Origin of the sequence: Chryseobacterium carnipullorum (assembly GCF_900142785.1) — a bacterium.
Lineage (GTDB): Bacteria > Bacteroidota > Bacteroidia > Flavobacteriales > Weeksellaceae > Chryseobacterium > Chryseobacterium carnipullorum.
On the sequence record NZ_FRCD01000008.1, the window covers coordinates 40,379 to 59,828 of the forward strand.

Genomic DNA, 19,450 nt, shown 5'->3' on the forward strand with positions numbered 1-19,450 from the left:
CAAAAATGAGAAAAAAGCTGTTTTCTTTAGCTATTCCTGCTTTATTTGTGGCAGCGGTAATGGTTTCTTGCAAAAAAGACAAACCTGTTACCAGCGAAAGCAATGAAGTAACGACTACAAAAGACGGGAACCAGTATACACTGGATACACTGAACAGTAAAGTGGAGTGGAAAGGATATAAAATATTCAAGTCTGAAAGCACCAGCCATTTCGGAACGATTAAGTTTGAAAGTGGTGATGTGACGGTAAAAGAAGGAAAACTTGAAAGCGGAAAATTTGTTGCTGATATGGGTTCTTTAACGTCTGAAGATTTAAAAAATGATGCTGAGCAGTTAGGTAAATTAAATGGTCATCTTAAAAGTGGTGATTTCTTTGAAGTAGAAAAATTTCCTACCGCTTCTTTTGAAATTACAAAAGTGACCCCGGCTACAGAAGGAGATTACAATACCCTTCTTGATGGTAATTTAACGATCAAAGGCATTTCAAAACCGGTTCAGTTTAAGGCTAATGTTTCTGTAAAAGATGGAGAAGTAAGTGTGGCTACTGAGCCTAAGGATATTAAGAGAGAAGAGTTTGGCGTAAAGTTCCAGGCTCCTGCTGCCAACGGGGTGATCAAGGATGAGGTGACTCTTCAGATCAACGTTAAAGCTTTAGAAAAGAAATAATTTTTTTATTTAAGTGAAATAAGTGATTGAAGTCTGCCTCCCATAAAGGGGCAGATTTTTTTATCACAGATTCATTATTAAACTTAAAAAACGTATTTTTGCAAAACATTTTGAAAGGGTAAAACAATGATAGAAAAGATAGAAGAACTACTTACCGAAGTAAACAGCTTCAATGCTACGTCTAAAGAAGAAATTGAAAACTTCCGAATTAAGTATAATGGTAAAAAAGGTGTTCTGAATGATTTTTTTGAAAAATTTAAAGAAGTACCAAACGACCAGAAAAAGGAATTCGGACAAAAGATCAATTCTTTGAAACAGGCGGTAGCAGGAAAATTGGAGAATCTGAAAGATTCTTCCCAGTCTGCTATTATCACAGAAAAAGAAGATCTTACAAGACCGGCTTTTCCTTTGGATCTTGGGTCCAGACACCCGATCAATCTGGTGAAAAACAGGATTATTGAAATTTTCAAATCAATAGGTTTTGCCGTAGCCGACGGTCCTGAGATAGAAGACGACTGGCACAACTTTACCGCTCTTAATCTTCCTGAGTACCATCCGGCAAGAGATATGCAGGATACTTTCTTTATTGAACAGAACCCTGATATCCTTTTAAGAACGCATACGTCTTCTGTACAGATTCGTTATATGGAAGAAAATCAGCCGCCGATCAGAATTCTTTCTCCGGGAAGAGTATTCAGAAATGAGGCGATCTCTTCACGTTCCCACTGTATATTTCATCAGATCGAAGGATTATATATTGATGAGAATGTAAGTTTTGCAGATCTTAAGCAGACCATTCAGTTCTTTACTACTGAACTTTTCGGAAAATCCAAGATCAGAATGAGACCTTCTTATTTCCCTTTTACAGAGCCTAGCGCTGAAATAGATGTCTATTGGGGATTAAATTCTGAAACTGATTACAGAATCACAAAAGGAACAGGTTGGCTTGAAATCATGGGATGTGGAATGGTAGATCCTGCCGTACTGAAAAATGTGAATATCGATGCTGAAAAATATTCAGGATATGCTTTCGGAATGGGTATTGAAAGAATCACAATGCTTCTTTACCAGATGAGCGATATCAGAATGTTCTTCGAAAATGATATCAGAACTTTAGAACAGTTTAAATCACTATAAAAAATAAACCTCCGGAAAATCCGGAGGTTTTTGTTTTTAATTACTGACCTAAGAAACAAAACGTAATTAAAAACAATTCTATTGAAAAATTTACAACGTGTATTGTCTTGTTTGTAGTGACATAAAACGATCATGTAAAGCCATGTTATTTAGTATGTCTGCTGTTATTAATAAGACAATCAATCAGGACAATATATTACACCGGGAAATAAAAAAATGCTAACAAATTTTTGCTAGCATTTTTTTTAAGTTAAAAAGACTGATCATCTGCTTTTTACTTAAGATATTTTAAAGGGTATTTTACATTTTTAAGATCATCGATACTCGCTTTTAATGATCCTACAGCCAGTTCAGCCTGCAAAAGCATTGGAATATGATTGGCATCATTGGTCACCCACATCGTTACTCCTTCTTTTTCCTTAAAAACTCTTCCGCTTTTTACAGAAGGGATAATCTTCAGACAATTGATGGTTCCGAATTTAGTTTTCAGATCTTCCATTCCTGTTACTTTCAGTTGAAACGGAAACATCTCATCGTCAATCCATACATTCATGTTGATCACGGTTCCTACTTTCAGTTCACTGGTACTTTTGCTTCTCAGGTAATAGAAGCAGGAAAGCATATCCTGAACTCCTTTTACCGATTTAATCACCTTTGAACCATTGGCTGGTGTTTTTTTATCAGTTAATATCAGTGTATGGTTATCGTGATTGAAAACCGTCTCAAAATGCTGGCGATAGCTGCCTTCCCGTACATTTCGAACATAAAAGCTTGGAAGGCCGGTGTCTGTATTGATGAAGCTTTCATATAAATCTTCTACTTTAAAGAAGGCTTTGACTGCGCCTGTAGTCTTTCCCGTTCCTTTCACATAGAGATGAGGAGCCCCCATATAGGTGGTTTTTTTGGTTGTAAGATTGGCGGTTCCGGCGTTCAGGATTCCATAGTGAATTCTGAATGTAATAGATTCACCATCAGCAATATTATCGATCTGAGCGTAACTCAGCAGGAACGTAAATATTGCAAAAAAACTCAAAATTTTCTTCATGATATGACATTTAACAAAAACACTGCCAAATTTAAGATTCTTATGTATTGACCAGGATTTGATAAATCTCAGGTTTTTATTTAGAATCAATTAAATAGGCTTCGCATTAAAATTAGTAAATTTGCAGTTACATGTATAATTAAATTATCTTTTTATTATGATAACCACTGATATATTGATCATAGGAGCCGGACCTACCGGGCTTTTTGCTGTTTTTGAAGCAGGTTTATTAAAAATGAAGTGTCACATTATTGATGCACTTCCACAGCCAGGAGGACAGCTAGCTGAGCTTTATCCTAAAAAACCTATTTTCGATATTCCGGGATATCCTTCTGTGAATGCAGGAGAATTAGTTGATAATTTGATGGAGCAGATCAAGCAGTTCCAGCCGGGATTCACTTTGGGAGAAACAGCCGTTTCGTATACAAAGGTAGATGATGAGTGGTTTGAGGTCATCACCAACAAAGGAACTGTTCACCGATGTAAAGCGATTGCTATTGCAGGTGGATTGGGAACTTTTGAACCCAGAAAGCCTACTTTCGAAAATGTAGCTGCTTACGAGGAGAAAGGTCTTGAGTACTTTGTTAAAGAACCTGAACATTTCAGAAACAAAAAAGTAGTGATCGCCGGAGGAGGAGATTCTGCACTGGACTGGAGTGTTTTTCTTTCTAATGTTGCCAGTGAAGTAACTTTAATCCACAGAAGAAACGAATTCAGAGGAGCTTTGGATTCAGTGGAAAAAGTTCAGGATCTTAAAAATCAGGGGAAAATTAAATTAATTACGCCTGCTGAAGTTACCGGAATCAAAGGGGACGGGAAAGTTGAAGCCATTACAGTAGAAATTGAAGGACAGGAAGCATTCGATATTGAAACGGATTATTTCATTCCTTTATTCGGACTGACTCCAAAATTGGGCGAGATCGGAAACTGGGGACTGAATATCGAGAAAAATGCAATTGTGGTTAACAATGCACTTGATTATCAAACGAACATCGACGGAATCTATGCTATTGGTGACATCAATACGTATCCTGGAAAACTGAAGCTGATTCTTTGTGGTTTCCACGAAGCAACTTTGATGTGTCAGAGTGTTTACAACAGGCTGAATCCAGGGAAGAAATTTGTACTTAAATATACGACCGTAAGCGGTGTAGACGGATTTGACGGTAGCCGTAAAGAAGCAGAAAAGGCAGTTGTGAAAAAAATTGACTAATTTTGCATTATTATGTCAGATATTAATATAAAGATCACCGATCGGGAGGGGATCACCCATGATGTTGTAGCACCTACAGATATGTCTATGAACCTGATGGAGATCATCCGTTCTTATGAATTGGCGGAAGAGGGAACCATTGGAGTTTGTGGAGGAATGGCGATGTGCGCCTCATGTCAGGTATATGTGATCACTGATCCGGGCCTTGAGCCGATGGGCGATGAAGAAGATGCGATGCTTGCGGAAGCTTACCATGTAAAAGAAAACAGCAGACTGGGATGCCAGCTGCATATGATGGATGCTATGGAAGGTCTTGAAGTAGCCATTGCTCCTTATCCTTAGAAAATATTTAATTTAAGTTTTAAGTTAATATAAAAACCTCCCGAAGATTTTCTTCGGGAGGTTTTGTATTCAAAAAGAAAGAATTTTATTATAGAAATAGGGAAAATTTGTTCTAATCTTTTTATAAAAAAACCAGCAGGATACCTGCTGATTCACGACTAATATGATTAAAATGGACAAAAGTATTTATGAGACAAGTAGTTTTTTCCATTTTGAAATAGTATTTCTACTCATTTTGAAGTGGTGGGCTACCTGTGTGTTGTTCAAATTGTTTTTTTTCTGATAATCTAAAATATACAGTATTGTTTCTTTATTATAAGATCTGTGTTTCTGGTTTTCTATACTGCCGTTTGTAATTGGACCAAAAATAATGGTATTAAGTTTTATGATATCCATTAAAGAAAGTATCCCTTTTTTATTGAGAATATTCCTAGAGAGCAACTCTTTTTCAGGATATTTCATACTGATCATATCGCGATAGATTTTTGCATAATCTGGAGTTGAATTTTTCATAAATGTAGAAATTGGTGTCTGTTAATTATATTTATCTAGCCACTTGTATAAAGTGGTTTTGGGTATTTTATATTCTTCTACCACTTGTTTTTTTGTTTTTTGACCTGAATTGATAAGCTCTAATAAAAATTCTATCATCTCTTTGGTATAAAGGTTTTTTTTGAATTGAGGTAAAGATGATTGCCTATCCTTATTTTTTATATATTCACGAGATGGAGGCGAATATAATATCAGGTGCTGGGAATAGATTCTAAAAAAATCATATTCAAGTAATTTGCTCCATTTCAATAGAATATCCGACTCCAAACTTTTATACTCATACATCTGTTCAATTTCAGATGATGTACGGTTAAAGAAATTACATATTCGGGTGATATCCATTTCCTTTGTGTGTACACATTCCAAGATTATCTTTCCTATGTGGATGTTTTTGAAAATCATTCAAATTGATGAATTATCTATTATCTGGGAAGGAAAATGATAGAATAGGACACATTTGAGCTAGAATTTGTTGTGTCTGTAAAATCAATTAGCCAAGTTGGATTTGTGCCGCCACTGGAATACATGATATATGAAGCCGCATCACCACCTTGCTTTTGATTTTGAATAATAACCGGAATGAAATTAGAAAATGAAACTCCAGTTGAAAGTGGACTGTCTACAACTCTTGTAGTACCAGACAGTGGGCTGGGTGATACGGCAGTTCTATATCCTAAAGTGCCATCTGTTTTTGCTACGATATTGTAAATATAGTCGCTCACATTAATACCGTTGGATAATTGCCTAATACGTAGATTTCCATTTATATCAAGTTTTTCTGTAGCTGCTAAAGTACTGTAATCACCTATAGCAACGTTTCCATTTTGATAGATGTTTTGTGTATTTGAATTAGCTTTTGCCGTTCCTCCCGTCACCTGCCAGGGCTCTAAAGCAGCAATTTCATTTTTATTAGGTATTTTCTGCCATACGTTCGCTGTACTATCAAAATAATAGTATCCGGTCTGTGTAACATTAATCCTCTGGGAGCTCGCATTTCCTCCGGTAACATCGGTAATAAAAACAATGGTCCCATTTTGAGCTGCCCCATAAAGAGTATCCCCTTTTGCTGTAAGTTCTGATCTTGTAAGACGGGGTGCTATAAGCCCATCCTTGTCTGTAGCTCCTTTTTTTCCGACAACATCTAAGGTAGCCTGTGGTGTGGTTGTGTTAACTCCTACCTGACCAAACAACAAGGAAGCTGTCATCAGAGAGAAAACGAAAGTAATATTCTTTTTCATAAATAAAGTTTTTATTGTAAAAATTTAAGGTTTGTGTCTTATTAGAATCTTTTTTTACCATGTTTCAAGATTCGGGTTTTATACTATTTTTGCTTCTTGCTTTTTTTAATAAAAAGAGTGATGTTTCACAGAAATTTATATTTTAATTACTTTATTTTCATTTTTAACACAATATTTTGTGATGAAAAATCAAGCATATAAAAATGAATGAAATGATGGGTATTCAATTATTTTGATTGCAAATTAAGAGAAACGCTTTGTGTAATGCAGTACGCAAATAAGCGTAAATTATTGTAAAATTGCTTTAATAAAGGTTTTGGTAGAAAGAATCAGCTAAGTAATTGTAATAATATAGTGTGAAGCAAAGAATCAGGACTCTGTAATAAATAAAAGACAGATCAAGTAACCACAAATGATCTGTCTAGGATAAAAAAAAACATTCTTGAAAAATCTAAATAAATAATTGTTCCCTCAAACCTTACTTACTTATTATTTCTTTGCAAAAATAAAGAAGATTGTGAAGAAAGCTTCTACGCGAAATAGTGCAATTTATAGTAAAAAAAGGCAGGAGATAGGCTTCTGCTGATTAAATTTATTCAAACCTGTTCATCTTATGAGAACAACCTTGATTAAGTGGAACTAACTTATGTTAGAAACAATAATATAGAGGTCGTCCTGACCCTTAAGTTTCATTTTTTTTCGGATCCTGTAGCGTCTGCTTTCTACAGATCTTAAAGTCGTATTCGTATAAGTGGCAATCTGTTTGATTTCAAACTTCATTTTTATTAAAGAGCAGAAATTGATATCCGATAGATTCAGTTGAGGATATTTTTGTTTCAATATATGCTGGAAGACAGGATAATTTTTCTCAAACTCCATATAAAATGTATTTATATCCTCTTTAGCCAGATGTACCAACTTTTTATTATTATCCGCATCGTTTTCGGAAATATTCCTTTCTGAATAGTTTCCCTCATCTATATCTTTTAATTTCTCTAAAGAAACCGGAATGATCCTGTGTTTTTTCTTAAAATAGTAATATGATAAAACAGATAGTATAAGAATACCAATGATAAGAAGTATATACGGAATTTCCGACCTGTTTTCCATATGATGAATTTCCGCATTGATGCTTGTAATTACTGCTACATTGTGGCCCTCCATTCTTAATTGTTGTAATTTTTCAGCCATATCTTTAGCCTTCCATGAATACTCCATTCCACGTCGGAAATCGCCCAATTCACCATAGGAAGCTGAAATCATAGGAAATACAGTATACAATTGATATATGGCCTGAGAATTTTCAGCCTTATTAATGGCCTGCTCAAAATAGTCAATTGCTTTTTGGTGGTTTCTTTGTATATTTTCGATTGCTCCTTTAGTGATGAGGCAATCTACATTAAAATAATAATTGGGGTTTTTGGAGAGTAAACTGTCGGTAATGGCAAGATAAGAATTAGCTCTACTAAAATCCCGTGCTAAAGCACAGGACCAGCTCAGTGATTGTAATGCATAGATTTGGGTGAAGGTTTTCAGTGGATTATTATTCTTTATTTTCAGAGATTCCTGAAAAGCCTGTGTTTTTAAGGTTACGACCTTATCCATATCATTACATAATCCTTCATTATTAAGGAAAGAATCTGCTTTGGCAACAAGGATGTATATGGTATTAATATGCTGGTCGTCTTTATTTTTAACATGCTGATTAAACTCAGTGCATTTATTTATAAAAACTTTGATTTCATTATTATTATAATCAAGATGTAACAATACTTTCTGGTAGATCAGAGTGAATCTGCAAAGCATATTGTAATTCTTCATTTTTTTTGCCAGCTTTATACCCTCACTAAGCTTTTTTAAAGTAACCCCATATTTATTTTCCATGAAATAAATACGGGATTGCTCGAATAAGGAAAACATGATGCTTTCCTGATCATTTTTGTTTTTAGCCAAATAATAGAGTTCAGTACTATAACGAAGAACATCTTTATGATTATCAAAAATATCATTTCTGTAGCTGCTTGCAATCAATGTTTTCAAGCTGTCCCTAGCTGTTATTTTCACCTGCCCAAAACTGATAGAACAGAAAAATATTAAAACAAACACAAACCTAATATGTAGATTAAATATTTTCATAGTACTAATTGTCATTCCACAAAAATATCTTTTTGCAGGAAAAAACACCTACTCAAAAAGGCGCAAATTAGTTTTTTTATCTACAAAATAGTATTTATTTTGTGTTTTTATTCAAACAGAGGGCAGATTTGTATCGTAAATTCACTAATACTTTTAAAAAGCAGGAAGATTCAATGTGATTTTATGAAATGCCGTGGGGATAGTTTTTCTGTTTTACCAAAAATGCAGAACATATTCTAATTAATGCTTTACGTATAGCTTTTGAACTTCATCCTTAGAAATCCATTTCCCTACAGTAGGTGCCTCATAATTTCTCATTTTCTCCAGAAGCTCATCAATGCTACCGCTTATCAAAAGCATATCACGATTCACCAGCTTTAAAAACCCTTTATCCACCATGGTCTGCACCAGTCTGATTAAATCATCATAAAATCCATCAATATTCAAAATCCCAATAGGCTTTGTATGAAGCCCGAGTTGAGCCCAGGTGATCATTTCAAAAAACTCTTCAAGAGTTCCGTAGCCACCGGGAAGAACGATTACGCCGTCGCACAGATCATTCATCTTTGTTTTTCTTTCGTGCATCGTTTCTACGACGATAAGCTCGGTAAGGTTTTTATGAGCAATTTCTTTGGATTGCAGGAAGTGAGGGAGAACACCTATAGCCTTTCCTCCTTCGCTTAGAGTTCCGTCTGCCACAGCTCCCATCAAACCTACATCTGCACCGCCGTAAATCAATTGTATGTGTTGTTGGGACAGCGTCTGTCCAAGCAGGAAAGCATGGTCTTTAAAAATATCATCCGTACCGAAACTTGATCCGCAGAATACTGTTATACTTTTCATTGTTGTAAATCTTGTTATATAATATTTGAACCATTAAGATTAATGAAGTTATGAAGGAAAGTTAAGTAAAATATCAAAGATATTTTTAAGCCTAAAACCTATAGATTCTTAATCATGTTAACGACTTAATAAAAACCTTAATGGTTTAAATTAAAAAATATCCAAAATCATATGATTCTGGATATTTAATATATTTATTTCTGGGAATACTTAATCAACTTTAACCATTTCCCAAGTTCCTTGAGTTCCAAATGAAACATATAACAATAAGTTCCTAAAACTTATTCCACCTTTAATTTTCCATGTTCCTATGTAAGAATTTTTCAAATTTAAAGTGCCGTGATAATGGATGGGCATATGTTTTTTATTTTCAAACTCTACTTTTTGTTTGTTGTTGCCATATAAGATAGACCTGATTGGCATTTTCTTAATAAATGTTATCTCATGACCGTCAAGTTTTCCTTCGATTGTTCCTAAACCTTCAGTGCCATAATTCTTATCATCGTCTTGAATAGTTCCAATAAAACTTTCACCATCAAATTCTGTAATTTCTACTGTAAATCCAACTTCTTTTTTGTTGAATTCAGAATTTTGTTTCAAGTTATATTTATATTTTCCTTTCCAAGTACCAATCATCATTTTCTTATTTATTTCTGAGGAATATTCGCTAAAATATCCTTAGTGAAACTCCAGAACTTCTGAGCAGAAGGAATATTGGCTTTCTCATCCGGAGAGTGTGCTCCTCTGATCGTAGGTCCGAAACTTACCATTTCCATTGCCGGATAGTTCGCTCCGATAATACCACATTCTAAGCCTGCGTGACAAGCCACTACGTGAGGTTTCTCACCAAATTTTTCTGTATAAATCTTTTCCATCAGCTGTACGATTTCAGAACCCGGTTTTGGTTTCCATCCCGGATAAGAGCCACTGAATTCAACATTCATTCCAGCTAATTCCGCAACAGATTTCAACTGTTCTGCCACAGAATACTTAGATGAATCAACAGATGATCGGGTAAGGTTTAAAATTTTAAGCGCTCCCTCTTTTAATTCTACTCTTGCCACATTGTTAGATGCTTCTACAAGATCTTTAACGTCCGGGCTCATTCTGTACACGCCATTGTGAAGAGATTTTAAAGTAAGAATGATCTTTTTTGAATCTTCTTCTGAAATGGCCTGGTCGGAAGTTGTAGAGTTTTCAATATTGATATGCAGACCCGGTTCTACGGTAGCAAATTCTTCTAAAATGTCTTTTTTAAGAGCGGTTGCCACTTCGATAAATTCCTGAGCATTTCTCACAGAAATCAACGCTGAACCTTCTCTTGGAATAGCATTTCTTAATCCACCTCCGTCAACAGAGATCAACTGGATGTTCTGCTTTTCCAAACCGCTGTAAAGAAGTCTTCCCAAAATGATATTGGAGTTTCCGAAACCTTTGTGGATATCCATTCCTGAATGTCCTCCCTGAAGTCCTTTCACTTCAATTCTTACGGTTTGTCCTTTGGCAGCTTCTGTTCCGTAATTTTGAGTAATCGTCACATCAACACCTCCTGCACAGCCGATATCAATCTCGTCATCCTCTTCTGTATCAAGGTTTAATAAAATTTCTCCTGTCAACTGACCTGGTTTCAAACCTAAAGCACCCGTCATCCCCGTTTCTTCATCAATGGTGAAAAGAGCTTCAAGAGCTGGGTGAGGAATATCTGAACTTTCAAGGATAGACATGATGGTTGCCACTCCTAAACCGTTATCAGCTCCCAGAGTCGTTCCTTTTGCTTTTACCCAGTCTCCGTCAACTTCCATTTTGATTCCTTCTGTATCGAAATCAAAGCTTACATCGTTGTTCTTCTGGCATACCATATCAAGATGCGACTGAAGGACAATAGATTTGCGGTTCTCCATACCCGCAGTAGCCGGTTTTCTGATAATAACGTTTCCTACTTCATCTACAGTGGTTTCCAATCCTAAGTTTTCACCAAAGTCTTTGATGAAAGCAATGACTCTTTCTTCTTTTTTAGAGGGTCTTGGAACTGCATTTAATTTGGAAAAATTTTTCCAGATAATCTGCGGTTCTATATTAGATAATTCCATGAACTTTTATTTTTATCAAAATTACAAAATAAAAAATGCTTCCGTGAATCCGGAAGCATTTTTTATAAGTTGTATCAGGACAAAAAGGCAAAATTACCCTTTTGTTTTTCTAACATCCGCATTCACCATAAATAGGCATTGTTTCTACAGTACCGTCCGGTTTTTCAATCGTAAGTGTACCTTCAAATAATAAAGCTTCTTCGTGTTTTATTTTTTTACCTTTTACAGAGATTTTATAGTGATCACTTTCAATCTCTTTGGTGAGTTCTTCATCTACTTCCATGTCGCTTGACGAAATCAGATTCATTGCTAATCTTTTGCCGTCGAGTTTCATATAGGCAGTTTTTCCTGCATCGTCAGCATAGATGTATTTCTCTGCTTCAAATTCAGCTTTGTTTCTTGCGAAATAGCACGAGCATTCTTTGATCTCTTTTGGAAAAGGGATGATGTCTACCAGTACTTTTCCGGTTGTTTTTTCTGTTTTTGCAGAATCTTTGACAAGACTTAAAGAATCCGACGAAGTGGAACTTTGAACGGTTTCTTTATCTTTTTTGCATGCAGTCAAAAGAAGCGCTGAAAAGAAAATGATTAGATATTTCATTGTCTGCTTTTTTATTGTTTTAGCCTCTTGCTCTTTCCAGAAGAACCATCATCAGTAATGATAAGATGACTAAACTTTCGTCTTCGTCATTGATATCAATCATTCTGTCAAGCTGGAATCTTCTTCCGAAGAAAGACGGCATTTTTTTTAATTTAAAATATTCTTTTCCGTCAATACCCCTTACAGTATAGGCCGGGTTAAGAAAATATCCTGTGAACATCCCTATAATTGGAATCTCACTTACCATTCCATCGAAGAATTTTGTCCATGCGTTATCTTCTGTAACACTGAATTTCGGCTGATCGTTTGAATCCAAAATGTCATACGAAGATTTCCAGATAGAACGCATTCCTTTTCTGGCCAGTCTTCCGTAGTTTTTGTTGTCGACAAGATCATTTAAAGAATAAGAAGCATTGAAATCAATCCATTGATTGGCTTTGATTCTGAAGAGCTCTTTGGATTTACTTTCGTCATTGAAGACAATGACGTCTTCTTTCAGTTTAAACATTTTCTGACGTACATACGCAACATAGCTTCCGTTTTTATCTGTAATATTAAAATCACTCGCTAATGTTGAGATTTTGAATTTGAAATCTAGAGGATAGTTTAGATTTTTAAGTACCATTTAGTTTATTTTTTTCATATTAGAACCCCAAAGATAGAGGTTTTTTTTAGAATGATAGAGTGGACTGCAGACATGAGATTTCAGATATGAGACATGAGACTTTAGAACGAGGCTGATATTCGGGTTGGATAAACGGCAATGGTGAATTTTGCTTTGTAAGTGAAAGTGAATGGTGGCTTCAAGATACAAGATTTTAGACATGAGATTTCAGATATGAGATCTTTTATAGAAACTTTCAATCAGCAACTAAACGTTAAACTAGAACTTTCAAACCCCGAAACCCGCACCAATTCTCAACAATATTCCTTATTTTTGTACCTATGGATTACCCTAGCAAAGTTTTAGCAAAAGCCGTAGATGAAATTTCTGGACTGCCCGGAATTGGCAGAAAAACAGCTTTAAGATTAGCATTACATCTGTTAAAACAACCCAATTCCAGAGCGGTAAGTCTTGGAAATTCATTGATTAATCTGGTTAATGAAATAAAATACTGCAAAGAATGTCACAATTTTTCAGATTTTGAGGTCTGTGAGATCTGTAGTAATGATAAAAGAAACAGCGAGGTGATCTGCATCGTTGAAGATGTACGTGATGTGATCGCTATTGAGAATACAGGAAAGTTTACAGGAAAATATCTCATTCTGGGAGGTAAGATATCACCGATGGAAGGCGTTGGACCCAACCAGCTGAATATTCCAAGTATTGAAAGGAAAGTAAACCAGGGTGAGGTAAAAGAATTTATTTTCGCATTGAGTGCTACGATGGAAGGAGATACCACTGCCTATTATATTTATAAAAAATTTAAAAACTTCAATGTGAATTTTTCAAGTATTGCGAGAGGAATTTCAGTAGGAGATGAATTAGAATATGCTGATGAAGTGTCACTGGGCAGATCTATTATGAACAGATTACCCTACAACGAAAAAGATTAAATATGAAGCTGTCGATAATTATTGTTAATTATAATGTGACCAGGCTGTTGAGAAATTGTCTCCTGTCTATTGAGAAATATACAAAAGGAGAGGACTATGAAGTCATTGTAATAGATAATGCATCTACAGACGCCTCCTGGCGAGACCTTATTGCGGAATTCCCTGAAGTGTATTTTATCTCTTCAGAACAGAATGAAGGGTTTGCTAGTGCCAACAACAAAGCTATAAAAACAGCAACCGGAGACTATGTTCTGCTTCTGAATCCTGATACTGAGCTGGAAGGATATTATATGAAAGAGATTCTGGATTTTGCAGATTCCAAGGCGGATTTTGGAGGTCTTGGGGTAAGAATGCATGATGCGGAAGGTGTTTTTCTTCCTGAAAGTAAACGCTCTGTGCCGGATATGTTCAATTCTTTTGAAAAACTGTTTACGAATTTTAAAAGAAGCAATACAAAGTCTTACTACAGAAGTGATATTGATGAGTATGCGGTGGAAGAAGTAGAGGTGGTTACAGGAGCATTTTTGTTGGTTAAAAAAGATATTTACCAAAAGATCGGAGGTCTCGATGAAACGTATTTTATGTATGGGGAAGATATTGATCTGTGCTATACGCTGTTGAGAAATGGTTATAAGAATTATTATTACGGGGCTGCTTCTATTCTTCATCATAAAGGAGAAAGTACCATTAAAGATGAAGTGTATCTTGACCGGTTTTATGGCGCAATGCAGATCTTTATCGATAAATATTACAGAGAATCCAAGCCGATGCAGTATTCATTTTTAAAAGCGGGATTGAAACTCCGCCACAAGATTGAGAAGATTAAACTAAAATAAAAAAGCAGTTCAATTTGAACTGCTTTTGTTTTATATAAGATAGATCTTTTATTATTTAGCCGGAGCTGCGGGTACCTGAGCCGGAGCTGCAGGAGCAGATTGCTTAGTTGGAGCCGGAGCTTCTTTTTTCACTGGCTGCTGTGCCGGAGCTGTTGTTGTAGGCTTACCTGTGATCACAACGCTTATAAGGATAAGAACGATGATTACTGCGCCAAGAGTCCATGTTGCTTTTTCCATGAAATCATTGGTTCTCTGTACTCCAAACTGTGCAGGTGATGCACCTCCGAAAGTACTGGAAAGGCCTCCTCCTTTAGGATTTTGAGCCATAACGATGATTACCAATAAGATGCTGGCGATCATAATAAGAACCATCAATAGTATAAATATAGTATCCATTAATTTTGATATCTTTTTGAATGGGCAAATTTAATCTTTTTTTACCGAATGACAAAGAAGATCATGGTAAATGTTATTAAAAATAAAAACGGCAGCGTCAGCTGCCGTTTTTTCTGCAATCAACAGTATTGTTATTTAAAATCAGAATCTTTAGCCTGGTTCACTTCGTATGATTTTACATTCATCGTCATGTCCATGCCCATTTGATTAACGGTGATGGTGAATGGCATTTTCACTCCGTTTACATCTTTATAATTAGAGAAAGTAGTAGGCACGGTGATTTCCTGTCCCTGTGCTTTTACCGTCTTTGTTTCTCCTGTTTTTAAGCCTGTGCTTACGCTGTAATAATAAGTAGTGTCTTTTCCTTTAATTACATAAGAATCTTCACCACCGATTTTTTCAATTCCGGCCACTTTATAATCCTGAGATTTTGCAAAACCAAGTTCTTCAAAAAGTTCAGTATTTTTTAGTTTTTCAGCAACCTGTTCTGGCTTCATCTCAACTTTCTGACCCATTTGCTCAGAATACCCCTGTTTGCCGTCAAAAACCTGCTTCTGAACAACCTGTCCCATTGCAGTGACAGTCGTTAATTCTTTACCGCCTTGAGCCTTAGAGATTTTAAAATCAATATTCTGACCCTGCATAGACATAGAAGCGTTCATGACAAAAGAGGTAATCTTGGCAATATTAGCTTTTCCTCCGATCGCATTGATGTATTTATCAGCAATAGAAGAAACACTGACCGCGGCATCCACTTTTTGTGTTGTTGGTTTTGCAACCGGATTGGCTTCTTTATCGAAATATTTCACAGGATATCCTAATTTTTCCAGTCCTTCAGAAATATCAGAAGCTTTACCAGCGATGAAAATTCTGCTTTGGTTAGGTAATATGTAAGCTTTTGCAGCATTGGAAATATCAGCCGCCGTTACCTTATCAATTGATTTTAAGTAATTTGTATAGAAATCAGAAGGTAAATCCTGAACCTTTTGATTCAAGGCAAATTTTGCAATCGTTTCCGGCTTTTCTAATGACATGATGAAAGAACCTTTCAGTTTAGCTTTCGCATTTTCCAGTTCTTCAGGTTTTACCGTTGTAATCGCATTAAGTTCATTCATGAATTCCTTAACTGCTTTATCCGTCACCTCGTTTCTCACACTTGCACTGGCAGAGAAATCAGAAGAATATTTATCTGCACTCAGGCTTGAGTACGCTCCGTATGTAAATCCGTTTTTCTCACGAAGATTCATGAAAAGTCTCGCTTCACCACCTCCGCCCAGGATGTAGTTGGCCATCGTAGCAGCGAAATAGTTAGGATCTTTCATTTTAAGATTGTTCAGGTTGTTTACTGAAACTACTGACTGTACCGCAGAAGGTACATCTACAATGTTAATTTCAGTTTTAGCAACATTAGCCGATGGTTCAAGAGGAGCGATAGGCGTGTTAGCCTTTTTCCATCCACTGAACGCTTTTTCAACCAATGATTTTACCTGGTCAAATTTTACATCTCCTACAATCACTAAATAAGCATTGTCCGGAGCGTAATATTTTTTATAAACATTTTGTACGTCAGCTAACTGGATTTTGTTGATAGATTCTACCGTCTCGAATTCTCCTCTTGATGTATTTTTACCATACATTAAAGCATTGGAAACTTTTGAAGCGATTGCAGAAGCATTTTTCTCTTCAGCTTTTAACCCTTCTAAAGCTCTTTCTTTTGAATTTTGAATTTCTTCAGCAGAGAACTTAGGATTAGTGATCGCATCAGCCATTAAGCTTAATACGTCCGGGAAATATTTTGAAAGAGAGTTAGCGAAAGCACCATTGGAAGAAAAGCTTAAGTTAGCGCCCAGATAATCTACTTTTTTGTTGAAATCCTCTTTACTTACATTGGTTGTTCCGTTTTCGAACTGTTCAGCCATGATAGAGCTTACGCCCGTTACACTTCCTTCGTTGAAGGGAGGTCTGTCCATCGAAAGCGTTGTGTTTACTCTTGGTAATTTATTGTTTTCCACAACCATTACCGTAAGACCATTGCTTAGTTGAAAAGTTTTTGGCTTGGCAATGTTGATCGCAGGAGTAGGACCTGGTTTCGGCATTGCGTTAAGATCAATTTTTTGTGCTGAAATCGTTCCTGCGAAAAAAAACGCTGCAGCTATATATGTTAATTGCTTTTTCATTTGTAAAAATTTAATTTTAATAATCATTTTTTAAACCTGAAAGTTTTAAATGACTACTTTTTTTCAGGAACGTAATTGATGATTACTCTTTGATTGGAATTCAAGTACTTTTTAGCCGCGTTCTGCAGATCCTGTCTTGTGATTGATCTGTAGATGTCAATTTCCTTATTGATCAAATTGGTGTTGCCCATCAATACGTGGTTGGTTGCCAGTGAAGCAGCAATTCCCTGAATGCTTGAATTCGCATTCACAAACTGATTTTCATACTGGTTTTGAAGTTTCTGATAATCCTCTTCAGAGATCAGCCCTGTCTGTAGTTTCTTGATTTCAGCATCAATGTCAGCCTGTAAAGTCTGTTTTGTTGTCTGTCCCATTGGGATCGCAAAGAATGCGAAAATACTGTAATCTTCAAGACCCTGATTGAAAGCCTGTACAGCAAGCGCTTTTTTCTCCTGATCAACTAATTTTTTGTATAAAACTGAAGATTTACCATTGCTCAGGTAAGAAGAAAGCATATCAAGAACATAAGCATCTTTTTCTTTGTTAGCAGGAGTTCTGTATGCAAAAATATATGCCGGAAGCTGGATGTTAGAATCCGTAGCTGTTACTTCTTTTTCCTGAGTGATAGGAGCATCTTTCGGGAAATCTTTTGGATAAAGCGTTCCTTTTTGAATTCCTCCGTAATATTCCTGAATCCACTTTTTAGTTTGTTCAGGCTTGATATCTCCTGCAACCACTAATGTTGCGTTGTTCGGAACATAGTATTTTTTATAGAAAGCCTGAAATTCTTCAAGTTTTGCAGAGTTTAGATCTTCCATAGAACCAATCGTAGGCCAGTTATACGGGTGATTGGTGAATAAGTTTTTCTGAATCGTAGGGAAAAGGTTTCCATAAGGCTGGTTGTCCATTCTTAATCTTTTTTCCTCTTTTACAACCTCTCTCTGAGTATCTACTCCCACCTGATTGATGACCGCGTGGCGCATTCTTTCAGCTTCCATCCAAAGACCAAGCTGTTCGTTATTGGAAGGGAACGTTTCATAATAATAGGTTCGGTCACTCGTTGTGTTAGCGTTATTTTGACCTCCGTTTGAAGAAACGATCTTGAACCATTCCCCTCTTTTTATGTTGGGGGTTCCTTCAAATAAAAGGTGTTCGAAGAAGTGCGCGAAACCTGTTCTTCCCTTTACTTCATCCTTGGCCCCTACATGGTACATTACCCCTGTAGTCACTACCGGTGCAGAATTATCCTGATGAAGAATTACGTGAAGGCCGTTTGGCAGGTCATACTCTTCGAATTTAATTTGCTGTGCATTCAGGACCATTCCGAAGAAAGATGCTGCTGCTACAGAAAGAAGTCGCTTTTTCATAAAGTAGAAATTGTTTTGTATAAATTAGTAGAGGAAACACGGTATTTGTTACATAATTATTCTACTTTTTATGTTTATTTGTAAAACTATTTAACTCCATTATGAGAATTTCTTATACTTTACTTTTTCTTTTCTCCCTTTTTATGATGCAGGCACAGGAAATCATCGATAAGGATGCATTGAAAAAATGCAGAAAAGAATGGAATAAAAAGACCTGTCTTTCCGACGAAGACGGAGACGGAATTCTTTTTTATCTGGATCAGTGCCCTAAAGAGCAGGGATCAACAGAGAATAAGGGCTGTCCATGGCCGGATGAAGATAAAGATGGAATTCGGGATAAGGATGATCAATGTCGGGATGTAGCAGGACCCCTTGAAAATAACGGATGTCCGTGGCTTGATACGGATGGAGACGGCGTTCTGGATAAAGATGATGCCTGTCCTACGTTGCCGGGAATGGTGGAAAATCAGGGTTGCCCTCCGCGTAAAAGAGACTGCGGAAAACTGTATGAGGAAGAGAAAATACGCTACGAAAAAAACGTTGAACAGCTTAGTGAAATGAATTTCGACAGTCTTTTTGATTTGATCTGCCAGGATCCGGATTTTAAAACATTCTTTTTAAAATCTAAAAAAGTTCTTTTTCTGAGAAAAACCATCATTGGTGGCGGACCTGAATGTGGAAATGATCCTTACTACGACTGTAAACACTATGAAAAAAGAATAGAGTCGGAAATTTTTAATAAACTTTGGAACAGGAATAATTTCGCCAAATTCAGAAAGAAAACAGGAAATGGGATTATTATTCCCGTATCGGCCGTGTTTGGAGGTGAAAAGTTTTTTTTTGGCTGGGGAAAAGAAGAAAATGATTTTTTCGTCACTACAGGAAGTCCGCCTTTTTATAATGGAAAAATAACTGATGACGGAAAGGAAAGCAATTTTTATTATGTAGCACCTCAAAAACCTGTCAAAGAATTATCTATGGTCAGAAAAGACAATAAATTTGTTGATGTGCAGGAAGTTAGTTTTGGAATTTCTATGGTGGCACAATATGATAAGGATTTAAAATTAGGTTTACTTGTTATGCTTAGTTTCTCGAATCCTAAATCCGGATACTTTTCACAACCTGTAAAATATTATCAATACGAAAACGGAAAATGGACGGTGACGAAAAATTTTAATGATTAAACCTATTTTGATCCGGAAGAATGCCCATCTTAATTTTTTTACTTTCTATAAATTAAGCTCATAATTTGAAT

Annotated in this window: 19 protein-coding genes; 7 read left to right on the forward strand and 12 right to left on the reverse strand. The window is 36.0% G+C overall.

Annotated elements, in window-relative coordinates:
- Nucleotides 1-5: 5 nt before the first annotated feature.
- Both BUC06_RS10380 and pheS read left to right on the forward strand, forming a co-directional pair.
- A complete protein-coding gene (locus BUC06_RS10380) occupies nucleotides 6-665 on the forward strand; it encodes a YceI family protein (protein WP_073333452.1) in 660 nt (219 codons plus the stop codon).
- Between the two features lie 126 nt (nucleotides 666-791).
- Entirely contained in the window at nucleotides 792-1,802 is a 1,011-nt protein-coding gene (gene pheS, locus BUC06_RS10385; protein WP_073333455.1) for a phenylalanine--tRNA ligase subunit alpha, read from the forward strand.
- A gap of 274 nt (nucleotides 1,803-2,076) precedes the next feature.
- Here the strand turns inward: pheS and BUC06_RS10390 are convergent, their stop codons facing one another.
- Nucleotides 2,077-2,847, reverse strand: a complete 771-nt coding sequence (locus BUC06_RS10390; RefSeq protein WP_073333458.1) for a DUF3108 domain-containing protein — start codon at nucleotides 2,845-2,847, stop codon at nucleotides 2,077-2,079.
- A 157-nt stretch (nucleotides 2,848-3,004) separates the two neighbouring features.
- On the opposite strand from BUC06_RS10390, the gene BUC06_RS10395 reads away from it, so the two are divergent.
- Together BUC06_RS10395 and BUC06_RS10400 are read left to right on the forward strand one after the other, a co-directional pair.
- Nucleotides 3,005-4,060 carry an NAD(P)/FAD-dependent oxidoreductase gene (locus BUC06_RS10395; protein ID WP_073333460.1) on the forward strand — a complete coding sequence of 352 codons (1,056 nt, stop codon included), beginning with the start codon at nucleotides 3,005-3,007 and terminating at the stop codon, nucleotides 4,058-4,060.
- 12 nt (nucleotides 4,061-4,072) lie between these two features.
- Nucleotides 4,073-4,402: a 2Fe-2S iron-sulfur cluster-binding family protein gene (locus tag BUC06_RS10400; RefSeq protein ID WP_073333463.1), complete on the forward strand. Its 330-nt coding sequence runs from the start codon at nucleotides 4,073-4,075 to the stop codon at nucleotides 4,400-4,402.
- Nucleotides 4,403-4,588: 186 nt separating this feature from the next.
- Here BUC06_RS10400 and BUC06_RS10405 read toward each other — a convergent pair whose 3' ends face one another.
- The 8 genes from BUC06_RS10405 to BUC06_RS10445 form a co-directional block, all read right to left on the reverse strand.
- Nucleotides 4,589-4,915: a transposase gene (locus BUC06_RS10405; RefSeq protein ID WP_073333465.1), complete on the reverse strand. Its 327-nt coding sequence runs from the start codon at nucleotides 4,913-4,915 to the stop codon at nucleotides 4,589-4,591.
- A gap of 461 nt (nucleotides 4,916-5,376) precedes the next feature.
- The gene (locus BUC06_RS10415) at nucleotides 5,377-6,192 is read right to left on the reverse strand and encodes a hypothetical protein (RefSeq protein WP_073333471.1); all 816 of its coding nucleotides are present in this window, start codon (nucleotides 6,190-6,192) and stop codon (nucleotides 5,377-5,379) included.
- A 639-nt stretch (nucleotides 6,193-6,831) separates the two neighbouring features.
- Nucleotides 6,832-8,256 carry a helix-turn-helix transcriptional regulator gene (locus BUC06_RS10420; RefSeq protein WP_139263343.1) on the reverse strand — a complete coding sequence of 475 codons (1,425 nt, stop codon included), beginning with the start codon at nucleotides 8,254-8,256 and terminating at the stop codon, nucleotides 6,832-6,834.
- A 312-nt stretch (nucleotides 8,257-8,568) separates the two neighbouring features.
- Nucleotides 8,569-9,171 (reverse strand): LOG family protein, encoded by a 603-nt coding sequence (locus tag BUC06_RS10425; RefSeq protein ID WP_073333476.1) that lies wholly within the window; start codon nucleotides 9,169-9,171, stop codon nucleotides 8,569-8,571.
- 210 nt (nucleotides 9,172-9,381) lie between these two features.
- On the reverse strand, nucleotides 9,382-9,810 hold the full coding sequence (locus BUC06_RS10430) for a hypothetical protein (protein ID WP_073333478.1): 429 nt from the start codon (nucleotides 9,808-9,810) through the stop codon (nucleotides 9,382-9,384).
- Between the two features lie 8 nt (nucleotides 9,811-9,818).
- Nucleotides 9,819-11,261: an aminoacyl-histidine dipeptidase gene (locus BUC06_RS10435; RefSeq protein ID WP_073333481.1), complete on the reverse strand. Its 1,443-nt coding sequence runs from the start codon at nucleotides 11,259-11,261 to the stop codon at nucleotides 9,819-9,821.
- A 109-nt stretch (nucleotides 11,262-11,370) separates the two neighbouring features.
- Nucleotides 11,371-11,862 (reverse strand): hypothetical protein, encoded by a 492-nt coding sequence (locus BUC06_RS10440; RefSeq protein ID WP_073333483.1) that lies wholly within the window; start codon nucleotides 11,860-11,862, stop codon nucleotides 11,371-11,373.
- A 19-nt stretch (nucleotides 11,863-11,881) separates the two neighbouring features.
- Nucleotides 11,882-12,487, reverse strand: coding sequence for an LURP-one-related family protein (locus BUC06_RS10445; RefSeq protein ID WP_073333486.1), 606 nt, complete (start codon nucleotides 12,485-12,487; stop codon nucleotides 11,882-11,884).
- 320 nt (nucleotides 12,488-12,807) lie between these two features.
- On the opposite strand from BUC06_RS10445, the gene recR reads away from it, so the two are divergent.
- Nucleotides 12,808-13,419 carry a recombination mediator RecR gene (gene recR / locus BUC06_RS10450; RefSeq protein WP_073333488.1) on the forward strand — a complete coding sequence of 204 codons (612 nt, stop codon included), beginning with the start codon at nucleotides 12,808-12,810 and terminating at the stop codon, nucleotides 13,417-13,419.
- 2 nt (nucleotides 13,420-13,421) lie between these two features.
- The gene (locus BUC06_RS10455; RefSeq protein ID WP_073333491.1) at nucleotides 13,422-14,255 is read left to right on the forward strand and encodes a glycosyltransferase family 2 protein; all 834 of its coding nucleotides are present in this window, start codon (nucleotides 13,422-13,424) and stop codon (nucleotides 14,253-14,255) included.
- Nucleotides 14,256-14,306: 51 nt separating this feature from the next.
- Here BUC06_RS10455 and secG read toward each other — a convergent pair whose 3' ends face one another.
- The 3 genes from secG to BUC06_RS10470 all read right to left on the reverse strand — a co-directional run bounded on the left by secG (nucleotide 14,307) and on the right by BUC06_RS10470 (nucleotide 18,195).
- Nucleotides 14,307-14,651, reverse strand: coding sequence for a preprotein translocase subunit SecG (gene secG / locus BUC06_RS10460; protein ID WP_073333493.1), 345 nt, complete (start codon nucleotides 14,649-14,651; stop codon nucleotides 14,307-14,309).
- Nucleotides 14,652-14,782: 131 nt separating this feature from the next.
- Nucleotides 14,783-16,828 carry a M16 family metallopeptidase gene (locus BUC06_RS10465; protein WP_073333826.1) on the reverse strand — a complete coding sequence of 682 codons (2,046 nt, stop codon included), beginning with the start codon at nucleotides 16,826-16,828 and terminating at the stop codon, nucleotides 14,783-14,785.
- A gap of 53 nt (nucleotides 16,829-16,881) precedes the next feature.
- A complete protein-coding gene (locus BUC06_RS10470; protein WP_073333496.1) occupies nucleotides 16,882-18,195 on the reverse strand; it encodes a M16 family metallopeptidase in 1,314 nt (437 codons plus the stop codon).
- 101 nt (nucleotides 18,196-18,296) lie between these two features.
- Here BUC06_RS10470 and BUC06_RS24430 point away from each other — a divergent pair, with 101 nt between their 5' ends.
- On the forward strand, nucleotides 18,297-19,379 hold the full coding sequence (locus BUC06_RS24430) for a thrombospondin type 3 repeat-containing protein (protein ID WP_073333498.1): 1,083 nt from the start codon (nucleotides 18,297-18,299) through the stop codon (nucleotides 19,377-19,379).
- The last annotated feature ends 71 nt before the right edge of the window (nucleotides 19,380-19,450 follow it).

What these genes read in the sequence shown, in the direction of transcription:
- BUC06_RS10400 (WP_073333463.1), top strand. Translation starts at nt 4,073, where the DNA reads ATGTCAGATATTAATATAAAGATCACCGATCGGGAGGGGATCACCCAT.
- BUC06_RS10405 (WP_073333465.1), bottom strand. Translation starts at nt 4,915, where the DNA reads ATGAAAAATTCAACTCCAGATTATGCAAAAATCTATCGCGATATGATC.
- BUC06_RS10470 (WP_073333496.1), bottom strand. Translation starts at nt 18,195, where the DNA reads ATGAAAAAGCGACTTCTTTCTGTAGCAGCAGCATCTTTCTTCGGAATG.
- BUC06_RS10435 (WP_073333481.1), bottom strand. Translation starts at nt 11,261, where the DNA reads ATGGAATTATCTAATATAGAACCGCAGATTATCTGGAAAAATTTTTCC.
- pheS (WP_073333455.1), top strand. Translation starts at nt 792, where the DNA reads ATGATAGAAAAGATAGAAGAACTACTTACCGAAGTAAACAGCTTCAAT.
- secG (WP_073333493.1), bottom strand. Translation starts at nt 14,651, where the DNA reads ATGGATACTATATTTATACTATTGATGGTTCTTATTATGATCGCCAGC.
- BUC06_RS10415 (WP_073333471.1), bottom strand. Translation starts at nt 6,192, where the DNA reads ATGAAAAAGAATATTACTTTCGTTTTCTCTCTGATGACAGCTTCCTTG.
- BUC06_RS10455 (WP_073333491.1), top strand. Translation starts at nt 13,422, where the DNA reads ATGAAGCTGTCGATAATTATTGTTAATTATAATGTGACCAGGCTGTTG.
- BUC06_RS10440 (WP_073333483.1), bottom strand. Translation starts at nt 11,862, where the DNA reads ATGAAATATCTAATCATTTTCTTTTCAGCGCTTCTTTTGACTGCATGC.
- BUC06_RS10465 (WP_073333826.1), bottom strand. Translation starts at nt 16,828, where the DNA reads ATGAAAAAGCAATTAACATATATAGCTGCAGCGTTTTTTTTCGCAGGA.
- BUC06_RS10380 (WP_073333452.1), top strand. Translation starts at nt 6, where the DNA reads ATGAGAAAAAAGCTGTTTTCTTTAGCTATTCCTGCTTTATTTGTGGCA.
- BUC06_RS24430 (WP_073333498.1), top strand. Translation starts at nt 18,297, where the DNA reads ATGAGAATTTCTTATACTTTACTTTTTCTTTTCTCCCTTTTTATGATG.
- BUC06_RS10430 (WP_073333478.1), bottom strand. Translation starts at nt 9,810, where the DNA reads ATGATGATTGGTACTTGGAAAGGAAAATATAAATATAACTTGAAACAA.
- BUC06_RS10445 (WP_073333486.1), bottom strand. Translation starts at nt 12,487, where the DNA reads ATGGTACTTAAAAATCTAAACTATCCTCTAGATTTCAAATTCAAAATC.
- BUC06_RS10425 (WP_073333476.1), bottom strand. Translation starts at nt 9,171, where the DNA reads ATGAAAAGTATAACAGTATTCTGCGGATCAAGTTTCGGTACGGATGAT.
- recR (WP_073333488.1), top strand. Translation starts at nt 12,808, where the DNA reads ATGGATTACCCTAGCAAAGTTTTAGCAAAAGCCGTAGATGAAATTTCT.
- BUC06_RS10395 (WP_073333460.1), top strand. Translation starts at nt 3,005, where the DNA reads ATGATAACCACTGATATATTGATCATAGGAGCCGGACCTACCGGGCTT.
- BUC06_RS10390 (WP_073333458.1), bottom strand. Translation starts at nt 2,847, where the DNA reads ATGAAGAAAATTTTGAGTTTTTTTGCAATATTTACGTTCCTGCTGAGT.